This is a genomic window from Streptomyces sp. NPDC050504, from assembly GCF_044458065.1.
Lineage (GTDB): Bacteria > Actinomycetota > Actinomycetes > Streptomycetales > Streptomycetaceae > Streptomyces.
This window is the reverse complement of sequence record NZ_JBITHO010000001.1, coordinates 80,347-103,869: the sequence shown is the minus strand read 5'-3', so window position 1 is coordinate 103,869 and position 23,523 is coordinate 80,347. Positions and strand designations below refer to the sequence as shown.

Annotated in this window: 20 protein-coding genes; 13 read left to right on the top strand and 7 right to left on the bottom strand. The window is 72.6% G+C overall.

Annotated elements, in window-relative coordinates:
• The first annotated feature begins 20 nt into the window (after positions 1–20).
• Complete coding sequence (locus tag ACIBNE_RS00400) at positions 21–434, top strand: RidA family protein (RefSeq protein ID WP_399267838.1); 414 nt, start codon at positions 21–23, stop codon at positions 432–434.
• Positions 435–436: 2 nt separating this feature from the next.
• Positions 437–961 (top strand): GNAT family N-acetyltransferase, encoded by a 525-nt coding sequence (locus tag ACIBNE_RS00395; protein WP_399267836.1) that lies wholly within the window; start codon positions 437–439, stop codon positions 959–961.
• Between the two features lie 142 nt (positions 962–1,103).
• Here the strand turns inward: ACIBNE_RS00395 and ACIBNE_RS00390 are convergent, their stop codons facing one another.
• Entirely contained in the window at positions 1,104–1,721 is a 618-nt protein-coding gene (locus ACIBNE_RS00390; RefSeq protein WP_399267834.1) for a HEAT repeat domain-containing protein, read from the bottom strand.
• A 378-nt stretch (positions 1,722–2,099) separates the two neighbouring features.
• Here ACIBNE_RS00390 and ACIBNE_RS00385 point away from each other — a divergent pair, with 378 nt between their 5' ends.
• From ACIBNE_RS00385 to ACIBNE_RS00340, 10 genes are all read left to right on the top strand, one after another.
• Positions 2,100–3,881 carry a 3-hydroxyacyl-CoA dehydrogenase family protein gene (locus ACIBNE_RS00385; protein WP_399267832.1) on the top strand — a complete coding sequence of 594 codons (1,782 nt, stop codon included), beginning with the start codon at positions 2,100–2,102 and terminating at the stop codon, positions 3,879–3,881.
• Between the two features lie 91 nt (positions 3,882–3,972).
• Positions 3,973–4,785 (top strand): TetR family transcriptional regulator, encoded by an 813-nt coding sequence (locus ACIBNE_RS00380; protein ID WP_399267830.1) that lies wholly within the window; start codon positions 3,973–3,975, stop codon positions 4,783–4,785.
• A 461-nt stretch (positions 4,786–5,246) separates the two neighbouring features.
• Positions 5,247–6,584, top strand: a complete 1,338-nt coding sequence (gene ccrA / locus ACIBNE_RS00375; protein ID WP_399267828.1) for a crotonyl-CoA carboxylase/reductase — start codon at positions 5,247–5,249, stop codon at positions 6,582–6,584.
• Between the two features lie 22 nt (positions 6,585–6,606).
• A complete protein-coding gene (locus tag ACIBNE_RS00370; RefSeq protein WP_399267826.1) occupies positions 6,607–8,655 on the top strand; it encodes a protein meaA in 2,049 nt (682 codons plus the stop codon).
• Positions 8,652–9,614, top strand: a complete 963-nt coding sequence (locus ACIBNE_RS00365; protein WP_399267824.1) for an HpcH/HpaI aldolase/citrate lyase family protein — start codon at positions 8,652–8,654, stop codon at positions 9,612–9,614. Before ACIBNE_RS00370 ends, ACIBNE_RS00365 begins: the two co-directional genes overlap by 4 nt.
• Positions 9,615–9,619: 5 nt before the next feature.
• Positions 9,620–10,132, top strand: a complete 513-nt coding sequence (locus ACIBNE_RS00360; protein ID WP_399267822.1) for a MaoC family dehydratase — start codon at positions 9,620–9,622, stop codon at positions 10,130–10,132.
• 2 nt (positions 10,133–10,134) lie between these two features.
• The gene (locus ACIBNE_RS00355) at positions 10,135–11,340 is read left to right on the top strand and encodes an acyl-CoA dehydrogenase family protein (RefSeq protein WP_399267820.1); all 1,206 of its coding nucleotides are present in this window, start codon (positions 10,135–10,137) and stop codon (positions 11,338–11,340) included.
• Positions 11,341–11,534: 194 nt separating this feature from the next.
• Complete coding sequence (locus ACIBNE_RS00350) at positions 11,535–12,191, top strand: phosphatidylserine decarboxylase (protein WP_399267818.1); 657 nt, start codon at positions 11,535–11,537, stop codon at positions 12,189–12,191.
• Positions 12,178–13,032: a CDP-diacylglycerol--serine O-phosphatidyltransferase gene (pssA, locus tag ACIBNE_RS00345; protein ID WP_399267816.1), complete on the top strand. Its 855-nt coding sequence runs from the start codon at positions 12,178–12,180 to the stop codon at positions 13,030–13,032. Before ACIBNE_RS00350 ends, pssA begins: the two co-directional genes overlap by 14 nt.
• 122 nt (positions 13,033–13,154) lie before the next feature.
• Positions 13,155–15,065 (top strand): AMP-binding protein, encoded by a 1,911-nt coding sequence (locus tag ACIBNE_RS00340; RefSeq protein WP_399267814.1) that lies wholly within the window; start codon positions 13,155–13,157, stop codon positions 15,063–15,065.
• A gap of 238 nt (positions 15,066–15,303) precedes the next feature.
• Here the strand turns inward: ACIBNE_RS00340 and ACIBNE_RS00335 are convergent, their stop codons facing one another.
• Genes ACIBNE_RS00335 through ACIBNE_RS00310 form a run of 6 tightly spaced genes read right to left on the bottom strand, consistent with a single transcriptional unit; the run spans position 15,304 to position 21,947 of the window.
• The gene (locus ACIBNE_RS00335; protein WP_399267811.1) at positions 15,304–17,004 is read right to left on the bottom strand and encodes a GNAT family N-acetyltransferase; all 1,701 of its coding nucleotides are present in this window, start codon (positions 17,002–17,004) and stop codon (positions 15,304–15,306) included.
• A gap of 28 nt (positions 17,005–17,032) precedes the next feature.
• Positions 17,033–18,292: an ABC transporter substrate-binding protein gene (locus ACIBNE_RS00330; RefSeq protein WP_399267809.1), complete on the bottom strand. Its 1,260-nt coding sequence runs from the start codon at positions 18,290–18,292 to the stop codon at positions 17,033–17,035.
• Positions 18,289–19,398 carry a branched-chain amino acid ABC transporter permease gene (locus ACIBNE_RS00325; RefSeq protein WP_399267807.1) on the bottom strand — a complete coding sequence of 370 codons (1,110 nt, stop codon included), beginning with the start codon at positions 19,396–19,398 and terminating at the stop codon, positions 18,289–18,291. The genes ACIBNE_RS00330 and ACIBNE_RS00325 overlap by 4 nt, the downstream gene beginning before the upstream one ends.
• Entirely contained in the window at positions 19,391–20,281 is an 891-nt protein-coding gene (locus tag ACIBNE_RS00320) for a branched-chain amino acid ABC transporter permease (RefSeq protein ID WP_399267805.1), read from the bottom strand. Before ACIBNE_RS00320 ends, ACIBNE_RS00325 begins: the two co-directional genes overlap by 8 nt.
• Entirely contained in the window at positions 20,278–21,078 is an 801-nt protein-coding gene (locus tag ACIBNE_RS00315) for an ABC transporter ATP-binding protein (protein ID WP_399269971.1), read from the bottom strand. Before ACIBNE_RS00315 ends, ACIBNE_RS00320 begins: the two co-directional genes overlap by 4 nt.
• A gap of 53 nt (positions 21,079–21,131) precedes the next feature.
• Complete coding sequence (locus tag ACIBNE_RS00310) at positions 21,132–21,947, bottom strand: ABC transporter ATP-binding protein (RefSeq protein ID WP_399267803.1); 816 nt, start codon at positions 21,945–21,947, stop codon at positions 21,132–21,134.
• A 220-nt stretch (positions 21,948–22,167) separates the two neighbouring features.
• On the opposite strand from ACIBNE_RS00310, the gene ACIBNE_RS00305 reads away from it, so the two are divergent.
• Entirely contained in the window at positions 22,168–23,355 is a 1,188-nt protein-coding gene (locus ACIBNE_RS00305; protein WP_399267801.1) for a PucR family transcriptional regulator, read from the top strand.
• Positions 23,356–23,523: the final 168 nt, after the last annotated feature.

Below are 23,523 nucleotides of genomic sequence, written 5' to 3'. Positions count from 1 at the left end.
GGCTGCGCGAGGATGGCCGCATGACGACGAACTCACATCTCACCCACGTACTGGCGCCCGAGGGCGTCGCGCCCGGCACCGGCTACAGCCACGTGGTCTGGGGCACCGGCCGCTTCGTCGCGGTGTCCGGCCAGTGCTCCCTCGACGAACAGGGCGCGGTCGTCGGCGAGGGCGACCCCGAGGCACAGGCGCGGCAGGTGTTCGAGAACATGCGCCGCTGCCTCGCGGAGGCCGGCGCGACCCTGGCGGACGTGGTGAAGCTGACGTACTTCATGACGGACCTCGCGCACCTGCCCGCCGTGCGGACCGCCAGGAACGAGGTGTTCGACGAGACGCGGCTCCCGGCCAGTTCGGCGGTGCAGGTGTCCGCGCTGTTCAGGCCCGGACTCCTCATGGAGATCGAGGCCTTCGCGATCGTCCCCGAAGGGCGCTGAGCGTGTCCCTCGTGGTGCGCGACCTCGTCCCGGACGACTGCGAGGCGGTCGCGGAGCTGCGGGTGTCGGGCTGGCGGGCGGCGTACGCGGGGCTGGTGCCGCGGTCGTACCTCGACGCGATGGACGCGGCGGCGGACGCGGCGCGGCGGCGCGAGTTCCTGGCGGGGCCCACGGCTCCGGCGGTCACCAACGTGGTGGCCGAGGACGGCACGGGCGTCGTGGGGTGGGCCGCGTACGGACCGTACCGCGAGGGGAGCGAGCGCATCGCGGGGACCTGCGAGCTGTACGCGATCTACCTCAGGCCCGAGCGCGTCGGCACGGGCGTGGGCCGGGCGCTGCTCGCGGACGTGCTGGAGCGGGTGTCGGGGGCCGGGTTCACCGAGGTGCGGCTCTGGGTGCTGCGGGAGAACGCGCGGGCGCGGCGGTTCTACGAACGCGCGGGATTCGTGTTCGACGGGGCGGAGGAGCCGTGGGAGGTGGACGGGACGGTGGTCCCCGAGGTGCGGTACGCACGCGGGCTCCCGTAGCCGGGCAGGGCCCTCGATCGAGCACGAACGGTGTCAGACCCTCCCGTTAAGGTTTTTTCGTCTGCAAGTGGGTGCGGGGGGTGCGGCCGGGGCGTACGCGTCCCTGCGCTGAGACGCCCGGCCGGGGCGGGGCGCCGCCTGCTCAGCGGAGCCCCGCCCCCGCCCCGCCGCCGTCCACCTGCCCCCGCAACCGCTCCAGCGCGATGACCGCCACGATCCCCAGCTTCGGGTGCCGCACCGCCGCCTCAAGCACCCCCCGCCCCCGCTCGTCCCGCAGCTCCCCCAGCCCCTCCACGCACGCCAGCCCCACCCGCCAGTGCGGGTCCCCCGGCACCAGCCTCCTGCGCAGCGCCGTGATCAGGGCCGGCACCGACTCCGGGGCCCGTAGCCTCGTCAGCAGCCGCACCGGCATCAGCGCGTACGCCGCCCGCAGTTCGTTCGTCGCGAGCGCGGCCGCGGCCCGGGGCGTGCGCGGGTCCGCCAGGATCTCCAGCGCGTGCGCGGCCGAGACGCACCGCTCGGGGTCCCGGTGGTTCAGCAGCAGCACCAGCGCCTCGAACGCCCGCCGGTCCCCCGCGCACCCCAGCCGGAACGCCGCGACCTCCCGCGCCCACAGGGGCTGTTCGGCGGCGGTCAGCACCCCCGCCAGCGCCTCCAGGTCCGCCGTCGCGACCAGCCGGTCGCACGCCGCGACCGCGTCCGCCGAAGGACCCGCCTCGTCCCGCAACCGGTCCGCGAGCGACCGCAACTCCTCGTCCATGGTCGGAAGCGTAGCCAGCACACCGGCCCGCCACGCGGCGCAGATCACATGTCACCGGTACCGCGCGGGGCTGGCGCGCTCGTTACTCGCCGGTTAATCTCAAGTGAGCGGGGCACACCCCGCGACTGCCCTGCTCCTGGCGGCCTGGTGACGCAGCCGCCACGAGTGTTCGTCGGTTCGGCAGTCGAAGCACGCGGTCCACCGCATCGAGTCGCAGCACCCAGTACGGCCCCGGGACAGGGCCGCACCCTCAACACCCGTACGCCACGAGCGTGTTCACGCACCCGACGGGTTCTCCACGCACACGCACCGCGTACCGCCGCATCGCGCGCCGCCGCACCGCCGTCCCAGTCGTCACTCATCTCCTGGAGTCCGCCAATGGACACCCCTCTCTCCACCATCGCCGTCGTCGGCCTCGGCACCATGGGCGCCGGCATCGCCGAGGTCCTGCTCCGCGCGGGCCGCGAGGTCATCGGCATCGACATCAGCGCCGACGCCGCCCGGGGCGCCGTCGCCGCCGTCGAGGCGTCGACCGCGCGCGCCGTGACGCGCGGCCGGATCACCGAGGACGAGCGCACCGCGCTCCTCTCCCGCTTCCGCACCTCCGCCGAGCTCGGGGCCGCCGCCACCGCCGAGTTGGTCATCGAGGTGGTCCCGGAGTCGTACGAGCTCAAGCAGCGCGTCTTCCGCGAGCTCGACGCGATCGTCGCGCCCACCGCCATCCTGGCGACGGGCACCAACGCGCTGTCCGTGACCCGGCTCGCCGCCGAGTCCGCGCACCCCGAGCGCGTGCTGGGCCTGCACTTCTTCAACCCGGCGCCCGCCATGAAGCTCGTCGAGGTCGTCTCGTCGGTGCTCACCGCGCCGCCCGCCGTCGACGCCGTCACCGCGCTCGCCCTGGAGCTGGGCAAGGAGCCGGTGGCCGTCGGCGACCGGCCGGGCTTCGTCGCGGACGGGCTGCTCTTCGGCTACCTCAACCAGGCCGCCGCGATGTACGAGTCCAACTACGCGTCCCGCGAGGACATCGACGCCGCGATGAAGCTGGGCTGCGGCCTGCCGATGGGCCCGCTCGCCCTGCTCGACCTGATCGGCATCGACACCGCCAGGACCGTGCTCGAAGCGATGTACAGCGCGTCGCACGACCGGCTGCACGCCCCCGCGCCGATCCTGCGCCAGCTCAGCGAGGCCGGTCTGACCGGCCGCAAGGCGGGGCGCGGCTTCTACACCTACGAGGCGGCGGGCTCGGCGGTCGTCGTGCCCGACGCGCTCACCCCGGCCGCGAGCGGCGGGGAGCCCGTCGCGCACGGGGTGCGCTCCGTGGGCGTCGCGGGCTCGGGCACCATGGCGTCGGGCATCGCGGAGGTCTTCGCCAAGGCGGGGTACGAGGTGGTGCTGGCCGCGCGCGGCCGGGAGAAGGCGGACGCGGCGAAGGCCCGCATCGCCAAGTCGCTGGCGCGCTCGGTCGACAAGGGACGGCTGAGCGCCGACGCGAGGGACGCGGCGCTGGCCCGGATCACCCCGGCCGCCTCGCTCGACGCGTTCGCGGACGTCGACCTCGCGGTGGAGGCCGTCGCCGAGGACCTGGCGGTCAAGCAGCAGCTCTTCGGGACGCTCGACAAGGTCTGCAAGCCGGGCGCGATCCTCGCCACCACCACCTCCTCGCTGCCGGTCGTCGCCTGCGCCCGCGCCACCTCGCGCCCGCGGGACGTCATCGGCATGCACTTCTTCAACCCGGCCCCGGCGATGAAGCTGGTCGAGGTGGTCCGCACGGTGCTCACCTCCGACGAGGTCCACGCCACGGTCAGGGCGGTCACGGCCGAGATCCGCAAGCACCCGGTGGACTGCGGCGACCGGGCCGGTTTCATCGTGAACGCGCTGCTCTTCCCGTACCTCAACAACGCGATCAAGATGGTCGAGGAGCACTACGCGACGCTGGACGACATCGACGCGGCGATGAAGCTGGGCGGCGGCTACCCGATGGGCCCGTTCGAGCTGCTGGACGTCGTCGGGCTGGACGTCTCGCTCGCGATCGAGAAGGTGCTGCACGCGGAGTTCCGCGACCCGGGCCTGGCGCCCGCGCCGCTCCTGGAGCACCTGGTGGCGGCCGGCTGCCTGGGACGCAAGACGGGGCGCGGATTCCGCGAATATGCCAGGCGCTGACCCCGGCGCCGGGTGGGGCGGGCTGCTGGATCCTTCCGGCGGTCCGCCCCCACAGGCGCACTCTCCTGCATCAATGCAGTACGTTCAGCTCATGTCCCAGCCCGCGAAGAACTCCCGTACGTCCTCCGCAGCCGACGCCCCGGAAAGTGCCGCGGGCAGTCGCGCGGCGGCGCAGCGCCTGAAGATGCGGCGCGAACTCGCGGCCGCTGCGATGGAGCTCTTCTCCACCAAGGGCTACGAGGCGACGACCGTCGACGAGATCGCCGGTGCGGCCGGAGTCGCCCGACGCACCTTTTTCCGCCACTTCCGGTCCAAGGAAGAGGCGATCTTCCCGGACCACGACGACACCCTCGTACGCGCCGAGGCGGTGCTGAACGCGGCCCCTGCGCACGAGCACCCGCTGGACACCGTCTGCCGGGGCATCAAGGAAGTCATGAAGATGTACGCGGCCAAGCCGGCCGTGTCCGTCGCCCGCTACAAGCTGACCCGCGAAGTGCCCACGCTGCGCGAGGCCGAGATCGCCTCCGTCGCCCGCTACGAGCGCCTGTTCACCCGCTACCTGCTGGGCCACTTCGACGAGCGCGACCACCACGACGGCAACGACGACCCGCTGCTGGCCGAGGTCGCGGCGTCCGCCGTCGTCACCGCGCACAACCACGTGCTGCGCCGCTGGCTGCGGGCGGGCGGCCAGGGCGACGTGGAGACCCAGCTCGACCACGCCTTCGAGATCGTCAGGGAGACCTTCGGCACGGGCATCGGCGCGGGCCGCACGGCCCCGCAGGAGGACCGGGCCCCGGCGGTGACGAGCGCGCGGGAGGGCGAGGTGCTGGTGACGGTGGCCCGGACGGACGCACCGCTGCCGGAGATCATGCGCACCATCGAGAAGGCGCTCAAGCAGCGCTGAGACGCCCCCGCCCAACCCCTGGCACTGCGTGCCATCGAGCCCCCGCACCGGCCCCGGTGCGGGGGCTCGATGGCGTTTCCCGGACCTCGTGACCACACCCGGGAACGCTTCGGCCGACCCCGCGGAACCCCTGCCTGGAGCGGCATTCGATCGATCATCGCTCATATGCGCGGGCCAATCCGCAACTGAGGGAAATTCTTGGCACTGAGTGCCTTGCCAGGTGTCACGAGGTGCCATACGTTGATGTTGTCCGGGCGGCCGGCGCACCGGGACAGCTCGTGCGCCGGCTGTCCCCACCGGTCATCGACCGGTGCGCCCGGACGCCTGCGTCACAGGCAACCTCCCGCGCCACACCCAGCGCTCTGCCAGCACCCAGCACCACCGGCCGAACCGACGGCACACCTCCACCCCAGCACCCTCATCCGCGCTTCCCTCGGCGCGAACCATCCGGAGGAACCACCGTGAAGCACATCCTGGACGCGATCCAGTCGCAGGACAGCACCGCCGCCGACTTCGCGGCCCTGACCGTCCCCGAGTCATACCGCGCCGTCACGGTGCACAAGGACGAGGCCGAGATGTTCACCGGGGTCGCCAGCCGCGACAAGGACCCCCGCAAGTCCCTGCACGTCGAGTCCGTCCCCGTGCCCGAACTCGGCCCCGGTGAGGCCCTGGTGGCCGTCATGGCCTCCTCCGTGAACTACAACTCCGTCTGGACCTCGATCTTCGAGCCGGTCTCCACCTTCGGCTTCCTGGAGCGCTACGGCAGGCTCAGCGACCTCAGCAAGCGCCACGACCTGCCGTACCACGTCATCGGCTCCGACCTGGCGGGCGTCGTCCTGCGCACCGGACCAGGCGTCAACGCCTGGCAGCCCGGCGACGAGGTCGTCGCGCACTGCCTCTCCGTCGAACTGGAGTCCAGCGACGGCCACAACGACACGATGCTCGACCCCGAGCAGCGCATCTGGGGCTTCGAGACCAACTTCGGCGGCCTCGCCGAGATCGCCCTGGTCAAGTCCAACCAGCTGATGCCCAAGCCGCGGCACCTGAGCTGGGAGGAGGCCGCGGCCCCCGGCCTGGTGAACTCCACCGCGTACCGCCAGCTGGTCTCGCGCAACGGCGCGGGCCTGAAGCAGGGCGACAACGTGCTGATCTGGGGCGCGAGCGGCGGACTCGGCTCGTACGCGACGCAGTTCGCGCTCGCCGGCGGCGCCACCCCCATCTGCGTCGTCTCCAGCGACCAGAAGGCCGACATCTGCCGCTCGATGGGCGCGGAGGCCGTCATCGACCGCAATGCCGAGGGCTACCGGTTCTGGAAGGACGAGCGCACCCAGGACCCCAAGGAGTGGAAGCGCTTCGGCAAGCGCATCCGCGAACTCACCGGCGGCGAGGACATCGACATCGTCTTCGAGCACCCGGGCCGCGAGACCTTCGGCGCCTCGGTGTACGTCACCCGCAAGGGCGGCACCATCACCACCTGCGCCTCCACCTCCGGCTACATGCACGAGTACGACAACCGCTACCTGTGGATGTCGCTCAAGCGCATCATCGGCTCGCACTTCGCCAACTACCGCGAGGCGTGGGAGGCCAACCGCCTCATCGCCAAGGGCAAGATCCACCCGACGCTCTCCAAGGTCTACTCGCTCGACGAGACCGGCCAGGCCGCGTACGACGTCCACCGCAACCTCCACCAGGGCAAGGTCGGCGTCCTCGCGCTCGCCCCCGAGGAGGGCCTCGGCGTGCGCGACCACGAGAAGCGCGCCCAGCACATCGACGCCATCAACCGCTTCCGCAACGTCTGAACTCCTCGGGGAGCACACGATCATGACTGAGCGTCAGAAGGACCGGCCGTGGCTGATGCGGACCTACGCCGGTCACTCCACGGCCGAGGCGTCCAACGAGCTGTACCGCCGCAACCTCGCCAAGGGGCAGACGGGCCTGTCGGTCGCCTTCGACCTGCCGACCCAGACGGGGTACGACCCCGACCACGTCCTCGCGCGCGGCGAGGTCGGCCGCGTGGGCGTCCCGGTCTCCCACCTGGGCGACATGCGGCGGCTGTTCCAGGACATCCCCCTGGAACAGATGAACACCTCGATGACCATCAACGCCACCGCCATGTGGCTGCTGGCGCTCTACCAGGTGGTCGCCGAGGAGCAGGGCGCGGACATCGCCACGCTCCAGGGCACGACGCAGAACGACATCGTCAAGGAGTACCTGTCCCGGGGGACGCACGTCTTCCCGCCGGGACCCTCCCTGCGCCTGACGACCGACATGATCGCGTACACGGTCTCCCACATCCCCAAGTGGAACCCGATCAACATCTGCTCGTACCACCTCCAGGAGGCGGGCGCGACGCCGGTCCAGGAGATCGCGTACGCCATGTCGACCGCCATCGCCGTCCTCGACGCGGTGCGCGACTCGGGACAGGTCCCGGCCGAGAAGTTCGGCGACGTCGTGGCCCGCATCTCCTTCTTCGTGAACGCGGGCGTCCGCTTCATCGAGGAGATGTGCAAGATGCGGGCGTTCGGCCGGATCTGGGAGAAGATCGCGCTGGAGCGGTACGGCATCGACAACCCCAAGCAGCGCCGCTTCCGCTACGGCGTGCAGGTCAACTCCCTGGGCCTGACCGAGGCGCAGCCGGAGAACAACGTGCAGCGCATCGTCCTGGAGATGCTGGCCGTGACGCTCTCCAAGGACGCCCGCGCGCGGGCCGTGCAACTGCCCGCCTGGAACGAGGCGCTGGGCCTGCCCCGCCCCTGGGACCAGCAGTGGTCGCTGCGCATCCAGCAGGTGCTGGCGCACGAGAGCGACCTGCTGGAGTACGAGGACATCTTCGCCGGTTCGCACGTGGTCGAGGCCAAGGTGGACGCCCTGGTCGCCGAGTGCCTGACCGAGATCGAGCGGATCCAGGAGATGGGCGGCGCGATGGCCGCCGTCGAGTCCGGCTACCTCAAGTCGCAGCTCGTCTCCTCGCACGCCGAGCGCAGGGCCAGGATCGAGGCGGGCGACGACAAGATCGTCGGCGTGAACATCTTCGAGACGACCGAGGAGAACCCGCTCACCGCCGACCTGGACGGCGCGATCATGACGGTCGACCCGGCCGTCGAGGCGCGCGTGGTGCGGGCCGTCGGCGACTGGCGCACCACCCGCCAGGAGTCCTCCGACCGCCAGGGCATGGGCGACCCGTTCCACTTCCCCACCGTCCGCCAGGCGCTGGACCGCCTCAAGGAGGTCGCGGCGGGCACCGGGAACCTCATGGAGGCCACCCTGGAGTGCGCCCGCGCCGGGGTCACCACCGGCGAGTGGGCCGGGGCGCTGCGCGAGGTGTTCGGCGAGTACCGCGCCCCCACGGGCGTCTCCTCCGCGCCGGTCGCGGTGACGGCCGAGCCCGGCACGCCGCTCGCCCTGGTCCGCGAGAAGGTCAGGCGGACCGGCGACGAACTGGGCGGACGGCTGCGCCTGCTGGTCGGCAAGCCGGGCCTGGACGGGCACTCCAACGGCGCCGAGCAGATCGCGGTGCGCGCCCGCGACGCCGGGTTCGAGGTGGTCTACCAGGGCATCAGGCTCACGCCCGAGCAGATCGTGGACGCCGCGCTCGCCGAGGACGTGCACTGCGTGGGCGTGTCCATCCTCTCCGGCTCGCACGCCCAGCTGGTGCCGGACGTGCTGGAGCGGCTCCGCGAGGCGGGCGCCGCCGACATACCCGTCATCGCGGGCGGCATCATCCCGCCCGCCGACGCCGAGGAACTGAAGCGGGCCGGCGTGGCCGCCGTCTTCACCCCGAAGGACTTCGGCATCACGGAGATCATCGGTCGTATCGTCGACGAGATCCGAAAAGCGAACAAGCTCGACCCTCTGGAGGTTCCCGCATGACCCAGGTAAACCGACTGCGCCCGCGCCGCTCCTGCCTCGCGGTCCCCGGATCCAACCCGCGCTTCCTGGAGAAGGCCCAGGGCCTCCCCGCCGACCAGGTCTTCCTCGACCTGGAGGACGCCTGCGCGCCGCTCGCCAAGCCCGAGGCGCGGCACACCATCGTGAAGTTCCTCAACGAGGGCGACTGGACCGGCAAGACCAGGGTCGTACGGGTCAACGACTGGACGACCGAGTGGACGTACCGGGACGTCGTGACGGTCGTCGAGGGCGCGGGCCAGAACCTCGACTGCATCATGCTGCCGAAGGTGCAGGGCGCCGAGCAGGTCGTCGCGCTGGACCTGCTGCTCACCCAGATCGAGAAGACGATGGGCTTCGAGGTCGGGAAGATCGGCATCGAGGCGCAGATCGAGAACGCGCGCGGCCTCAACAACGTCAACGCCATCGCCGAGGCGTCCCCGCGGCTGGAGACGATCATCTTCGGCCCGGCCGACTTCATGGCGTCGATCAACATGAAGTCGCTGGTCGTCGGCGAGCAGCCGCCCGGCTACGGCGCGGACGCGTACCACTACATCCTGATGAAGATCCTGATGGCGGCCCGCGCCAACGACCTCCAGGCGATCGACGGCCCCTACCTCCAGATCCGCAACGTGGACGGCTACCGCGAGGTGGCCCGGCGCGCCGCGGCGCTGGGCTTCGACGGCAAGTGGGTGCTGCACCCGGGCCAGGTCGAGGCGTCCAACGAGATCTTCTCGCCGTCGCAGGAGGACTTCGACCACGCCGAGCTGATCCTGGACGCGTACAAGTACTGCACGTCGGAGGCGGGCGGCAAGAAGGGCTCCGCGATGCTCGGCGACGAGATGATCGACGAGGCCAGCCGCAAGATGGCGCTGGTCGTCTCCGGCAAGGGCCGCGCGGCCGGCATGACCCGTACCTCCACCTTCGAGATCCCGGAGGCCTGAGCGACATGCAGTTCGGACGCACCTACGAGGAGTTCGAAGTCGGCGCCGTGTACAAGCACTGGCCGGGGAAGACGGTCACGGAGTACGACGACCACCTCTTCTGTCTCCTCACGATGAACCACCACCCCCTCCACATGGACGCCAACTACGCCGAGAACACGACGGACTTCGGCAAGAACGTCGTCGTCGGCAACTACGTCTACTCGCTGCTGCTGGGCATGAGCGTCCCCGACGTCTCGGGCAAGGCGATCGCCAACCTGGAGATCGAGTCGCTGCGGCACGTGGCGCCGACCTTCCACGGCGACACGCTCTACGGCGAGACGACCGTCCTCGACAAGACCCCGTCGAAGTCGAAGAACGACCGCGGGATCGTGTACGTCGAGACGAAGGGGTACAAGCAGGACGGCACGCTGGTCTGCGTGTTCCGCCGCAAGGTGATGGTCCCCACCGAGACGTACGTCAAGGAACGCGGCGGCGAGCAGCCCGGCCGCCCGCAGCTGAAGGAACAGGGGAAGTAGCCATGTCCCGTCTCGCCCAGACCCACGGTCTGACCGACGTCCAGCAGGAGATCCTGAAGACGGTCCGCGAGTTCGTCGACAAGGAGATCATCCCTGTCGCCACCGAGCTGGAGCACCGCGACGAGTACCCGACGCAGATCGTCGAGGGGCTCAAGGAGCTCGGGCTCTTCGGGCTGATGATTCCCGAGGAGTACGGGGGCCTCGGCGAGTCGCTGCTCACCTACGCGCTGTGCGTGGAGGAGATCGCGCGCGGCTGGATGTCGGTGTCCGGCATCATCAACACGCACTTCATCGTGGCGTACATGCTCAAGCAGCACGGCACGCAGGAGCAGAAGGACGCCTTCCTGCCGCGGATGGCACTGGGCGAGGTGCGTGGCGCGTTCTCGATGTCGGAGCCGGGCCTGGGCTCCGATGTGTCGGCGATCACGTCCAAGGGCGTCAGGGACGGCGACGAGTACGTCCTGAACGGCCAGAAGATGTGGCTCACGAACGGCGGGACGTCGAACCTGGTGGCCGTGTTGTGCCGGAGTGACGAAGGACACCCCGAGGGGACCGCCCCCCACAGATCGATGACGACCTTCCTCGTGGAGAAGGAGCCGGGCTTCGGCGAGGTCCGCCCCGGCCTCACGATCCCGGGCAAGATCGACAAGATGGGTTACAAGGGCGTCGATACCACCGAACTCATCATGGACGGACTGCGAATTCCGGCCAATCGGGTCCTCGGGGGCACGACCGGGCGCGGTTTCTACCAAATGATGGACGGCGTCGAGGTCGGCCGCGTCAACGTAGCGGCGCGTGGCTGCGGAGTCGCACAGCGTGCGTTCGAGCTGGGTGTCTCATATGCCCAACAACGTCACACTTTCGGCAAGCCGATCGCCCAGCACCAGGCAATTCAGTTCAAGCTGGCCGAGATGGCTACCAAGGTCGAGGCCGCCCATGCCATGATGGTGAACGCAGCACGCAAAAAGGACTCCGGGGAACGAAACGACCTGGAAGCGGGGATGGCGAAGTACCTCGCGTCCGAGTACTGCAAGGAAGTGGTCGAGGACGCGTTCCGCATCCACGGCGGCTACGGGTTCTCCAAGGAGTACGAGATCGAGCGGCTCTACCGGGAGGCACCGATGCTGCTGATCGGTGAGGGGACCGCCGAGATCCAGAAAATGATCATTGGGCGCCGACTGCTCGAAGAGTACCGAGCCCAGGGTTGATTGTCCGCTTGGTGGTGATTTGACCGCGAAGAAGATCACACCCTGTCATGGCGATTCGGTGCCTTCAAGCCGCGAGACTCCGCCGCTGGCTTGCCCAGTTGCGGGCCGCAACCGATAGCATCGCGGGAAACGCCAAGCAATTCGCCGCCGTCCCCCGTTACTCAGCGCGGCACCATCCGCTACGAAGGTCATCCATGCCCCACAGCCAAACCTCTGCACCTCGCGACAGCCTCGTCGGCGTACGCCTCGCGCGCGGAGCATCGCCGTGGCTCCTGCCGACCGTCGCCACCGCGGCGCTCAGCCTCGCACGGGCCCGCAAGTCCGGTCGCTGGGCCGCCGTGGCCGTGCCCACCACCGCTCTCGCGGCGGGCATGCTCTGGTTCTTCCGGGACCCCGAGCGCGAGATCACCCAGGGCCGGGTGATCTCTCCGGCCGACGGCGTGGTGCAGAGCATCATGCCGTGGAAGGACGGGCGCACCCGCGTCGCCATCTTCATGAGCCCGCTGAACGTCCACGTCAACCGCGCGCCGCTGGCCGGCACGGTGACGTCCGTCGAGCACGTCCCCGGTGGTTTCGTTCCCGCGTTCAACAAGGAGAGCGAGAACAACGAGCGGGTCGTCTGGCACTTCGACACCGAGCTCGGCGACATCGAGATGGTGCAGATCGCGGGTGCGGTCGCCCGTCGCATCGTGCCGTACGTGCCCCAGGGCACCAAGGTCGAGCAAGGCGAGCGCATCGGTCTGATCCGCTTCGGCTCCAGGGTCGACATCTACCTCCCGGAAGGTGTCGAGGTCGCGGTCGAGGTGGGCCAGACCACTACCGCGGGGGTGACTCGAATTGACCGTGATTGATCCCGACACACAGGCGAACTGGGTCCCCGAGGCCGAGGAGCAGGACGAGTCCGAGGACATGCCGCTGTCACTGCGGCTGTCGATAGCGGACACGCTCACCCTCGGCAACGCCACGTGCGGCTTCATGGCGGTGTACTTCACCACCACCGGGATCCTGATTCCGCACCTCCAGGGCAGCCAGGAGACCGGCATGGCGCGGCACAGCGCCGCGACCGCCGTGATCCTGATGCTCCTCGCGGCGATCTTCGACCTCTGCGACGGCCTGGTGGCGCGCAAGCTGCGCTCCTCGCCGATGGGCGCCGAGCTGGACAACCTCTCGGACCTGATCAGCTTCGGGCTCGCCCCGGCCTACTTCGTGCTCGTGTACGGAATGGTCGCGGACGACGCCCACCAGCGGGTCGCGGCGGTCGCCGCGATCGTGGTGCTGCTCGCGGTGGTGCTACGGCTCGCCAGGTTCTCCTGCGTGACCATGAAGGACGGCATGTTCCAGGGCATGCCGAGCCCCTTCGGGGCGCTGACGGTCGTCTCGATCGTCCTGCTGGAGCTGCCCTTCATCCCCACGCTGCTCGCCGTGATCGGCGTCGCGTGGCTGATGGTCAGCCGGGTCGAGTACCCGAAGCCGCGGGGCATCCTCGCGGTCGCGATGCTCAGCTGGATCGTGGGCGCGATGGGCATGCTGGCGGCGTGGGCGTTCGACGCCCCCGGCGGCCAGCTGCTGCTCCAGACCGGCTGCGCGCTCCAGGTCGTCCTGGGTGCGGTGATCCCGCTCTTCGCCACGGCGCGGCGCGTGAACACCTTCCGGGGCAACCGGCGCGAGGCACGGGCGGCGCAGCTGCCGTAGCGGTACGGATGACACGACGAGGGCCCGGGTGCAGGGGGGACGGCACCCGGGCCCTCGCACGTCCGCGTGCGCCCCGCCGCCGCCCTCCCCAATGTCGGTGGGCTCTGGGATGATCCTCGGTCATGACGACTGGGGGAACGGCCAGGGGAACGACGGACTTATCGACGCTGATCGAGGAGCGGGTGCGCGAGGCCCCGGACAGGACCGCCGTACTGACCGAGGGCGGACGGCTCTCGTACGGGGAGCTGGACCGGCGCGCCCGGCGCCTCGCGGCCCGGCTCGGGGCGCAGGGGCTGCGGCCGGGCGGCGTGGTCGCGGTGTGCACGGTGAAGCTGCCCGACGTCCTGGTGGGCGTCCTGGGCGCCCTCAGGGCGGGCGGGGCGTACGCGGTGGTCGCGCCGCACGAGCCGGGGCGCGAGGTGCGGGCGCGGCTGGACCTCGTGAAGGCGGCGGCCGTCGTGACGCACGCGGTGCACCTGCCGAGGGTGGACGAGCGGGGGGCCGACGGGGGCGGGCGGCCGACGCTCTGCCTGGAGGACGTCGAGGACGGCGCCGCGGGCGACGGGGACGACGGGGGCGGTCCCGCGGCGCCGCGCAGAGCGGCGGCGGCGGCCGTGCTGGTCACCGCCGGGGCGGCCGGGAAACCCCGGGCGGTCACGCTGAGTCACGCCCGCCTGACCGCCGCGTACCGAAGCTGGGCCGAGGTGTACGGGCTCGACGACCGGGACCGCGTCCTGGTGACCGCTGCCCCGGACACCGCCGCGTTCACCGGTGGCTGGATACGGACGCTGGGCGCGGGCGCCACGCTGGTGGCCTCCTGGCGGGCCGCGGGGGCCGAGGGGTGCACCGTGCTCGACACGGACCCGCTGGAGGCCGCACGGGCCCTGGAGCGGCCGCGCCGGGGGCTGCGGCTCGTGTCGGTGGGCGGCGAGCGGCTCGGCCTCGCGGAGCAGGCGCGGCTCCAGGGGCTGCTCGCGCCCGGGGCGCGGGTGCTGAACGTGTACGGGACGGCGGAGGTCGCCGGGTGCGGCACGTGGTTCGGCACGGACCAGCTGGCGGGGCCCGTGGAGGCGCCCGAGCGGGTCTCCTACGTGGGGCGGCCGTTCCCCGGGTGCGGGGCGCAGCTGCGCAAGGGACAGATCTGGCTGACGCCTCCGGAGGGCGGCGACCCCGTGCCGACCGGGGACTTCGGCCGCGAGACGCCTGCCGGGGCCGCCGGGGCGGCCGGTCCGCTGGAGTTCCGGGGCAGACGGGCGGACCGCGTCAACCTGGGCGGCCGGACCGTCGACACCTATCGGGTGGAGAGCGCGCTGGCGAGCGTGCCCGGGGTGCGGGAGGCGGTCGTCACGGAGGCGGACGGCGAGCTGGTCGCGTACGTGGTGCCGCGGCAGGGCGGCGGCGGCAGGACCGGCACCGGGGTGGCGGAGCTGCGGAAGCTGTTGACCGGACTCGTCCCTTCGGCGGACGTACCGGAACGGGTGGTGACGGTGGCGTCGCTGCCGCGCGACCGGGCGGGGAAGGTGACGCGGAGCGCGCTGCCCCGCCCGGCGCGCGAGCGGGCTCCGGGCTCGGGCCGGGCCTCGGGGGGCGGGAAGGGTGCGGGCGGGGACCTGCCGCCCGAGGTCGCGCAGTGGGCGCTGGTGCCGGTGGTGGCGACGGTCCTGGCGGCGTTCCTCACGGGGGTGTTCTGGCCCGGCTCGACGGACGTGAGCGCGGTGCCGGCGCCGTGGGCGGGGCTCTTCCGGATGCTGTACGTCGCGGAGTGGCTCGCCTTCGGGGCGGGCACGGCGTTCCTGCTGAGCGGGTACCCCCTGATGCGGCGGCAGGGGAAGCCCAGGGGGCTGACGGTGGCGGCCCACCTGGCGGTGGTGTGGCTGCTCGTGTCGTGGTGGCCGCAGGACAATTCCTACCGGCTGGCGGCGAAGGACGACTGGGGGCGGCAGGCGGCGCTCGTGTACGTGTTCAACGTGCCGCTGATGCTGGCGGGGGTGGTGGTCGCGGTCTGGGCCTCGTACCGCCCCCGGGAGCGGTGAGGCGGGGGCGGGGTCACGTCCCTCGTGGGGCCCGTTGCCCGGGGGCGCCGTTCCGCCTGCGGCGGGCGTTCCCCTACCCGCCCCTTCCCGAAACCCTCCGGGGGCCCTGCGGGGCCGGTTGGGTACGCGCGGCATGTGCCCCACCCTCGCGCAGTTCCCCGCGCCCCTAAAAGGGGCGGGGTGGGGGACGCCCCGCGCAGCGGAACCCGCGCCCCCCGCACCCCGCGCCCCGCACCCCTCACAGGAACATCTCCGCCAGTTCGCCGCTCCGGACGCGGAGCAGTGCCTCCGCCGCGTCCACCTGGGCCCGGCTCCGCGCAGCGACCAGCACCCCCGCGTACGGCTCCGGTTCGTAGGACGCCGTCGGGATCGTGGGGATCAGCGTCGCGCCGATCCCCGCGCACGTCTCCCCGACGGACCGCAGGTGCTCCAGCAGCTCCCGCTCCGGCAGCCGCGCGCCCAGCACGACCCGGTCGACCGCGCGCACCACGTGCTCCCCGCCGCGCACCTCGTCGAGGCGGGCCTTGGCCATGAACGCCACGGCGGGTCCCGTCAGGCGCAGGTTCGTCTCGGTGGGCGCGAGGCCGCCCGTACCGACCACGTAGTCGACGTCGTACCACCCCCGGTACCCCGCCGCGGCCAGTGCCCCGCCGACCAGGACGCCGAACCCGCGTGCCACGGCGGCGAGTTCCCCGGGCACGGAGCCGGGCCCCACCGTCGCGCCCAGGTACACCGCGTCCCGCACCCGCATCTCCGCGACGCCGACCTCGTGGACCGTCCCGTCCGCGTCGACGACCCCGTCGAAGGTGATGTCGCGCAGCGGGCCCGCCGTGCCGACGAACTCCTCCAGCAGCAGCGGCCCCTTGGGGAGCGCGCGCAGGACGGCGCGCGGCCGACGGGCGGAGGTGATGCGCGTCGTCGCCCCGCCCGCGCCGTGCTCCGCCTTCACGACCGTGACCGCCCCGGCGCGGGCCCGCGCCGAGAGCAGCCGGGCCGCGGCGCGCCGCGTCGGCGCCCGCCACTGCTCGGGGACCGTGATCCCGGGGCAGCGCGGGGCCAGGGTGCGGAACAGCTCGTTGGCCGCGCTCTTCCCCTCGTACCGGAAGGCGTCCTTCGGCGGTGCGTACCCGGTGAGGCGTCCGCTCTGCGCGGTGTGGCCCCACGGCACGAACGGCAGGCCGAGTCCGCGCAGATGGCTCTCCAGGGCGGGCCGCCGCAGCACCTCGGCGACCGGGTCCGCGACCTCCTCGTACAACTCGACCTGCCCCCAGGCCAGTTCGCGGCCGACGGTCGCCAGCCACGCCTCGCCGACCCGGCCGGGCAGCACCACGGCCGCCGGGTGCGGGCTGGCCAGCGCGGCCAGGCTCGCGTAGTGCGCGCTGCCGCGCCGCGCGGCGGGCGACAGCTCCGCGAAACCGCCCTGGAACTGGGCGGCGTTGCCCAGGTGGACGGCCCGCCGCTCGCCCGTCCAGGCGCGCAGCCAGCCCTCGCGGGGCGCGATGCTCACCTCGTAGCGGGGCAGGGCGCGCAGCGTTCCGGCCGACTCGCCCGCCCGGCGCGCGCCCATCGCCCGGTAGAAGCCCTCCGCGTGCGGGTCGGACTCGATGGTGAGCCGGGTGAAGCCCGCCTCGCGGGCCGCGGCGAGCACGTGCCCGTACAGCAGCCGTCCCACGCCGCTGCCGATCTCCGAGGGCTCGACGAAGAGCATGCCGATGCTGCCGTCGGGGGCGGTGCCCTCCAGCGTGGCCAAGCCGACCACCCCGTCGGGATCCCGCTCGGCGACGACCGTCCGACGGGCCGTCACCTCGTGCGGCGCTATGGTGAGTTCGTCACGGCAGGACTCCAGGAACGCCTCCCCGTACCCCCAGTGCGCCTTGGAGCGCAGCACCAGGTCGGTGAGTCGTACAGCTTCCTCGGGACAAGCCTCGCGAATTCGCACACACGGACTCTAACGGGAATGCGGCGGGCTACCCGCCCGGCGTGAACCCCTCGGCCGCCTTCGCCGCCGCCGCGGGCCTGACCACCTTGAGCCCGCCCTTGATCACGAGGTCCGGTTTCATGATGACGCTCTGCTTCGTCGAGGGCCCCGCCGGGTCGGAGAAGTCGTGGCTGACGCCGAAGCCGTTGTCGTACGAATTCAGCGAGAGCAGCGCCCTGCCGACGCCCTCGCGCGTGAGGTCCTTGGCCGCGCACGCCTTCTTCAGCACCTCGCCGAACACCGAAGCGGCCGTCCAGCCCGCGACGACGCCGTTGTCGAGCACGTCCTTCGGGTAGGCGGCCGCGTACTCCGCCGCCAGTTTCGCGGGGCCCGCGCCCGGGTCGCCGATGGGCAGCGAGGAGGCCGCGACGTAGTAGTCCTGGGCGAGGGCGGGGCCCGCCTGGGTCTTCAACAGCTGGGGGGCGAAGGCGGAACCGTTGCCGACGACGGGGACGCGCCAGCCCGTCGCGGCGGCGACGCCGACCAGCGAGGCAGCCTGGCGCGGGCCCGCGCTGATCAGGACGGCCTTGACGCCCGCCTGTTTGAGCGCGGCGACCTGCGCGGACATGTCGTTGTCGGTGGGCTTGATCTTCTGCTCGACGACCGTGAGCCCGGCCTGCTTCGCCGCGTACCTGGATCCGGCGAGGGAGTTCTCGCCGTAGTCGCCCTCGAAGTAGACGTGGCCGATCCTGTCGCCCTTGGCGATGCGCTTCTCGGACAGCAGGAAGTCGACCGCGTTGATCGTCTCGATGTCGTACGTGGCGCCCACGACGCGCACGTACGCGGAGCCGAGCAGCGCGGCCGACCACGCCTGCGGCAGGACCAGGCCCTTGTCCCGGCCGTCGACGCGCTGTTTGACGGCGGCGACGAAGGGCGAGCCGATGAACTGGGTGAAGCCGAGCACCTTCGGCTCCAGTTCGGTGTAGCCGGCGACGGCGCGCTGCGGGTCGTAGCCGTGGTCGCGGACGGTCAGCCCGATCGTACGGCCGCAGATGCCGCCCGCCGCGTTGGTCCGCTTCACCCAGAGCTGCTGGGCCTGGGTGACGCTCTTGCCGAGCGAGGCGTAGACGCCCGTCATGTCGGTGAGGGCGCCGAGGGCGATGGTCCTGTCCGTGACGCCCTTGCCGGTCTTCACGCCTCCGGCGCCCTCGTCCCCGCCGCCCTCGTTCCCGTCCTTGGCCTTGTCGCTGCACCCGGCGACGGTCAGGGCGAGGACGGCGAACAGCGCCGCGTACCCACGTGGCTTCATTTCTTCTCCCCTGGGGTGATGAGTCGCGTGAGGCCGCCGGGCAGGAACAGCACGACCGCGACGACCGCGGCTCCGTACAGATAGCGGGACGCCTCGCCCGGCGAGACGCCGCCCGTGCCCGGGGCGGAGACCAGCGGGAGCGAGTCGCTGTAGTGCGTGAGCAACTGCGGGAGGAGCGAGACGAACGCGGCGCCGACGACGGCTCCCGCGACGGTGCCGAGGCCGCCGATGACGATCATGGCGAGGTATTCGAGGGACAGGATCATCCCGAAGTACTCGGGGACGGTGCGCTGGAAGACCAGGGCGACCAGGACGCCCGCGAGCCCCGCGTACATCGAGGAGAGGACGAAGACGGCGGCGCGGTAGCGGGCGACCGGCACGCCCATCACGCCCGCGGCGACGCGGTGGTCCCGGATGGCGTTCATGGCGCGGCCGGGACGGGAGCGGAGCACGCCGCGGGCGAAGAGCGCGCAGCCCACGAGGGCGGCGAGCGCCGCGTACCAGAGCTTCTCGGAGGACTGGAAGGGGACGCCGAGCACCACGGTCACGGAGTCGTCGAAGTCGATGCCGAAGAGGGAGAGCGGGGGCACGGCGCGGCCGTTGAAGCCGCCGGTGAGGTCGCGGGCGTTGAACAGGACGTGCTGCCCGATGAAGATCAGGGCGAGGGTGGCGATGCCGAGGTACGCGCCGCGCAGCCGCCCCGCGATGGGGCTGAACAGGCCGCCCGCCGCGCCCGCGACGAGCACGGCGAGGACGGCCGCGAGCCACCCCGGCAGGCCGAGTCCGGTGAGGCGGTGGCCGCTCTCGGTGGTCGGCCCGCCCGCGAGGACGCAGTAGCTGTACGCGCCCACGGCGAGGAAGAAGGCGTGGCCCATGGAGAGCTGGCCCGTCGCGCCCGTGAGGAGGTTGATGCCGATGGCGCCGATGGCGGCGGCCATGGCGAAGAGCCCGGCCTGGAGCCAGAAGCGGTCGAGGTAGAAGGGGAGGGCGAGGAGGAGGACCGCGCCGAGGGCGGCGACGGGCCGGTGGTACGGGACGGGGCGGCGCGGGGCCGTGGTCACGCGCGGGGGCCCGTCGGGGGTCCTGGGGGGCGGGGGTTCAGACACGGACCGGCTCCTTCGTGCCGAAGAGGCCGGCGGGGCGCACCAGCAGCACCGCGACCATCACCAGGTACGGGGCAAGCTCGCCGATGCCGCGCCCCAGGAAGGACAGGTCCGACTGGTAGCCGGTCGCCAGGGCCTCGGTGACGCCGACGATCAGGCCGCCGGCGAGCGCCCCCGTCGTGGAGTCGAGGCCGCCCAGGATCGCGGCGGGGAACGCCTTGAGCGCGGCGAGCGACGTGGTGCGTTCCAGGCCGGGGGTCGGGAAGACGGTCAGGAACAGCGCGGCGACGGCGGCGAGCGCGCCCGCGACCGCCCACGCGGAAAGCGAGACCCGACCGAGGCGCACGCCCATGAGGGCGGCGGCGTTCGGGTTCTCGGCGGCGGCCCGCATCGCGACGCCCCAGCTGGTGCGGCGGAACGCCAGCAGGAACACGGTGATCAGGAGCGCCGCCGCGACGAACGCGGCGATCCTGGTCTGGGCGACGGTGACGTCCCCGACGGTGACGACGCGGTTGCCCCAGGGGTCGCCGAGCGAGAGCACGTCGGTGCCGATGCGGCGGGTGAGGTCGGTGGTGAGGAGGATGTCGACGCCGATGGTGACGATCGCGAGCACGCTCGTGTCGCTCCCCCGGTAGCGGCGCATCACCAGGAACTCGACGGCCGCGCCCACCACGGCGGCGCCCGCGATGCCGACCGCGAGCGCGGGCCAGAAGCCCAGGTCCTCGTGGAGCACGGCGGTGAGGTAGCCGCCCGCGAGGAGCAGCGAGGCGTGGGCGAAGTTGACGACCTCGGTGGCCTTGAAGATGACGACGAAGCCGAGGGCGATCAGGGCGTAGACGGAACCGGCGGAGAGGCCGCCGATGAGCAGTTCGACGAAGGTGGTCACGGGGCGCCCGCCTCTCCGGGGGCGCCGGCCTCTCCGGGGACGTCGGGCCCAGGGTCGCCCAGGTAGGCGCGCAGCACCTCCGGGTGGCGCTGCACCTCCTGGGGCGTGCCCCCGGCGATCCGGCGGCCGAAGTCCAGTACGGTCACCGCGTCCGCGAGCCGCATCACCACCCCCATGTCGTGTTCGACCAGCACGATCGATATGCCGAGGCTGTCGCGGACGCCCGCGACCACCGCGGCCGTGCGCCGCCGCTCGTCGGCGGTCATGCCCGCGACGGGCTCGTCGAGCAGCAGCACGCTGGGCTCCATGCACAGCGCGCGGCCCAGCTCCACCAGCTTCTGCTGCCCGTACGGCAGGGCGCCCGCGGGCCTGTCGAGGGCGTCGGCGAGCCCGATGAAGTCGGCGATCTCCGCGACGCGCCGCCGGTGCGTCCGCTCCTCGCGGGCGGCGCCCGGCAGCCGCAGTCCGGCGGCGATGAAGCCGGTGCGGGTGAGGCGGTGGCGGCCGAGGAGGAGGCTGTCGGCGACGGTCGCGCGGGGTGGCAGGGCGAGGTTCTGGAAGGTGCGGGCCACGCCGAGCGCGGCGATGCGGTGCGGGGCCAGTCCGGTCAGTTCGGTGTCGCCGAGGAGCACGCGGCCCGACGTCGCGCGGTAGACCCCGGAGAGGACGTTGAAGCAGGTGGACTTGCCCGCGCCGTTGGGCCCGATGAGCGCGTGGACGCTGCCGGGCTCGACGGTGAACGAGACGGCGTCGAGGGCGGTGAGCCCGGCGAAGCGCACGGTCAGTTCGCGCGCCACGAGGGCGGGCGCCCCGCCCGCCGGGGCGGGGCCGCTCTTCCGCGCTCCCCCGCTCACGGCGTCCACCCGCGCAGCCGGGGCGCGTCGGCCTCGGCCCGTACCGCGTCGTTCGCCGCGTCCTCGTCGACCACTCCCAGGTAGCGCCGCCGCACCTCGTCGGACGCGGCGAGTTCGGCGGCGGGGCCGTGCAGCGCGACCTCGCCGACTTCGAGCACGTACGCGGTGGAGGCGAGCCGCAGCGCGATCGCGGCGTTCTGCTCGACGAGGAGCACGGACGTGCCGGCCGCGTTGATCTCCCGTACGGTCTGGGCGATGCGCCGCGCCATCAACGGGGCGAGGCCCAGGGAGGGTTCGTCCAGCAGGAGCAGCCGGGGGCCCGCCATCAGCGCGCGGCCCAGCGCGAGCATCTGCTGCTCGCCGCCTGACAGCAGCCCGGCGCGCTGGTGGGCGCGGTCGGCGAGGACCGGGAAGAGCGCGTGGACGCGGGCCAGCGCGGCGGCGCTCGCGCGGCGCCCGCCGGGGCCCCGGCCGTCCCGTCTGCCGAGCGCGCCCGCCCTGAGGTTGTCGGCGACGGTCATCCGCGCGAACACCTGCCGCCCCTCGGGGACCTGGACGACCCCGGCGGCGACGACCCGGGCGGCGCCGAGGCCGTCGAGCGCGATCCCGCCGAAGCGGATGGAGCCCGTCCCCGCGCCCCGGTGGAAGGCGAGGGTGCGCGAGATCGCCCGCAGCAGGGTGGTCTTGCCCGCGCCGTTCCCGCCGAGCACCGCGGTGATCGCGCCGTCGGGCACCGTCAGCGACACGTCGTGCAGGGCGCGCACGGGCCCGTACGACACGGAGAGCGAGCTGACTTCCAGAGCTGCGGCCACCGCCCCGCCCCCTCCCTCTGCCACCGGGCCTCGCGGCCCGTGGGGGCACAGACCAGCAGTCGACTCGTGTCACCGTCCACCGGCCGCGCCCGAATCGCTGCCGATGACCAGCAAAGGAGCCGCCCGGTTGTGCACGGGCACAAGCGGGCGCGGCTCCGGGGGACGCATGGCCCGCGCGGGACCTGGGCAGGGGCGGCCCGCGCTGGCATCCTCACCAGCCATGGGCGGCCGCAGAGCGCGTACGGAACGCGAATGGTCGGTCCTGCTGAGCTCCTCGCGCCTGTTGTTGGAGCGCGTGCCGAGGCTCGCGGACCAGCTCGTCGAGGAACTGCGGGGCCACTCGCCGCAGTACGACATCGCCGTGCCGAGGGACGAGCACTGGCGGCAGATCAGCGAGGCGATGCGCTACGGCATCGAGGCGCTGGCCGCGACGCGCTCGGCGCCGAGGCGCGACCTGGAGTACGCACAGGAGCTGGGGCGCGAACGGGCCGAGCAGGGGCTGCCGTTGGAGCTGCTGCTCTACGCGTACCGGCAGGCGGGCTATCTGATCTGGGACGAACTCCTGGAGATCGTCGGCGAGAAGGACCCGGACGCGCTGCCGCTGCTGGTGCACACCGCGTCGCACATGTGGGCGGGCGTGGACCGGGAGGCGGCGACGGTGGCGGAGGCGTACCGCAGGACGGAGGAGGAGTTGCGGCGGCGCACCGACGAGCGGGTGCAGGCGCTTCTCGACGCGCTGCTGGAGGGGGGTGCGACGCCGGGCCTCGCAGCCCGCGCCGCGGCCGGTCTCGACCTGCCGGAGCAGGGCAGGTACGCGGTGGCGCTGCTGCGGGTCGACCGGCACGCGCCGTTCCACCGGATCGCGGAGGCGGACGGGATGCGGTTCTTCTGGCGGATGCGGACGGATTGCGAGGTGGCGGTGGTGGCGCTGGGCGACGCGCCGCTGGACGCGCTCGCCGCGCTGCTGGTGGACCGGTGTCCGGGGACGGGCGGGATCAGCCCCGTGGTGCACAGCCTGGCGGAGCTGGGCCCGGCGCGGCGCCTGGCGGAGACGGCCCTGCTGACGTGCGGGCCGGACGCGCCGTGCATCGTGCGGCTGGACGAACGGCTGCCGACCGCGCTGGTGGTGAGCCGGCCCGACCTGGCGGCGCGGCTGGTGGCGGGCGTGTTCGGCGAGCTGCTGACCCTGGATCCGGCGGACCGCGCGGTGCTGCTGGAGACGCTGGACGCGTGGCTGGAGTGCGGGGGGTCGGCGGGGCGGGCTGCGGGGCGGCTGTACTGCCACCGCAACACGGTCTTCAACCGGTTGCGGAGGCTCGAACAGTTGACGGCGAGGTCGCTCTCGCGGCCCCGGGACCTGATCGAGATGACCCTGGCCCTGGACGCGTTCCGGCTGACGCCGGGGTGAGCGGGGGGGGCTCGTGGCGGGCCCGCCGGGGCCGGGTGACCACGTGCGGGCGGGTGGTGGGCTGGTCGCGCCGGGCCCCCCCCCCCCCCCGGGGGGGGGGGGCCGGCGCGGGGGGGGGGGCCCCCCGCCCACGGGCCCCACACCGCCGGCCGGCGCGGCCCCCCCGCC

What these genes read in the sequence shown, in the direction of transcription:
- ACIBNE_RS00400 (WP_399267838.1), top strand. Translation starts at nt 21, where the DNA reads ATGACGACGAACTCACATCTCACCCACGTACTGGCGCCCGAGGGCGTC.
- ACIBNE_RS00390 (WP_399267834.1), bottom strand. Translation starts at nt 1,721, where the DNA reads ATGGACGAGGAGTTGCGGTCGCTCGCGGACCGGTTGCGGGACGAGGCG.
- ACIBNE_RS00385 (WP_399267832.1), top strand. Translation starts at nt 2,100, where the DNA reads ATGGACACCCCTCTCTCCACCATCGCCGTCGTCGGCCTCGGCACCATG.
- ACIBNE_RS00380 (WP_399267830.1), top strand. Translation starts at nt 3,973, where the DNA reads ATGTCCCAGCCCGCGAAGAACTCCCGTACGTCCTCCGCAGCCGACGCC.
- ACIBNE_RS00370 (WP_399267826.1), top strand. Translation starts at nt 6,607, where the DNA reads ATGACTGAGCGTCAGAAGGACCGGCCGTGGCTGATGCGGACCTACGCC.
- ACIBNE_RS00365 (WP_399267824.1), top strand. Translation starts at nt 8,652, where the DNA reads ATGACCCAGGTAAACCGACTGCGCCCGCGCCGCTCCTGCCTCGCGGTC.
- ACIBNE_RS00360 (WP_399267822.1), top strand. Translation starts at nt 9,620, where the DNA reads ATGCAGTTCGGACGCACCTACGAGGAGTTCGAAGTCGGCGCCGTGTAC.
- ACIBNE_RS00355 (WP_399267820.1), top strand. Translation starts at nt 10,135, where the DNA reads ATGTCCCGTCTCGCCCAGACCCACGGTCTGACCGACGTCCAGCAGGAG.
- ACIBNE_RS00350 (WP_399267818.1), top strand. Translation starts at nt 11,535, where the DNA reads ATGCCCCACAGCCAAACCTCTGCACCTCGCGACAGCCTCGTCGGCGTA.
- ACIBNE_RS00340 (WP_399267814.1), top strand. Translation starts at nt 13,155, where the DNA reads ATGACGACTGGGGGAACGGCCAGGGGAACGACGGACTTATCGACGCTG.
- ACIBNE_RS00330 (WP_399267809.1), bottom strand. Translation starts at nt 18,292, where the DNA reads ATGAAGCCACGTGGGTACGCGGCGCTGTTCGCCGTCCTCGCCCTGACC.
- ACIBNE_RS00305 (WP_399267801.1), top strand. Translation starts at nt 22,168, where the DNA reads ATGGGCGGCCGCAGAGCGCGTACGGAACGCGAATGGTCGGTCCTGCTG.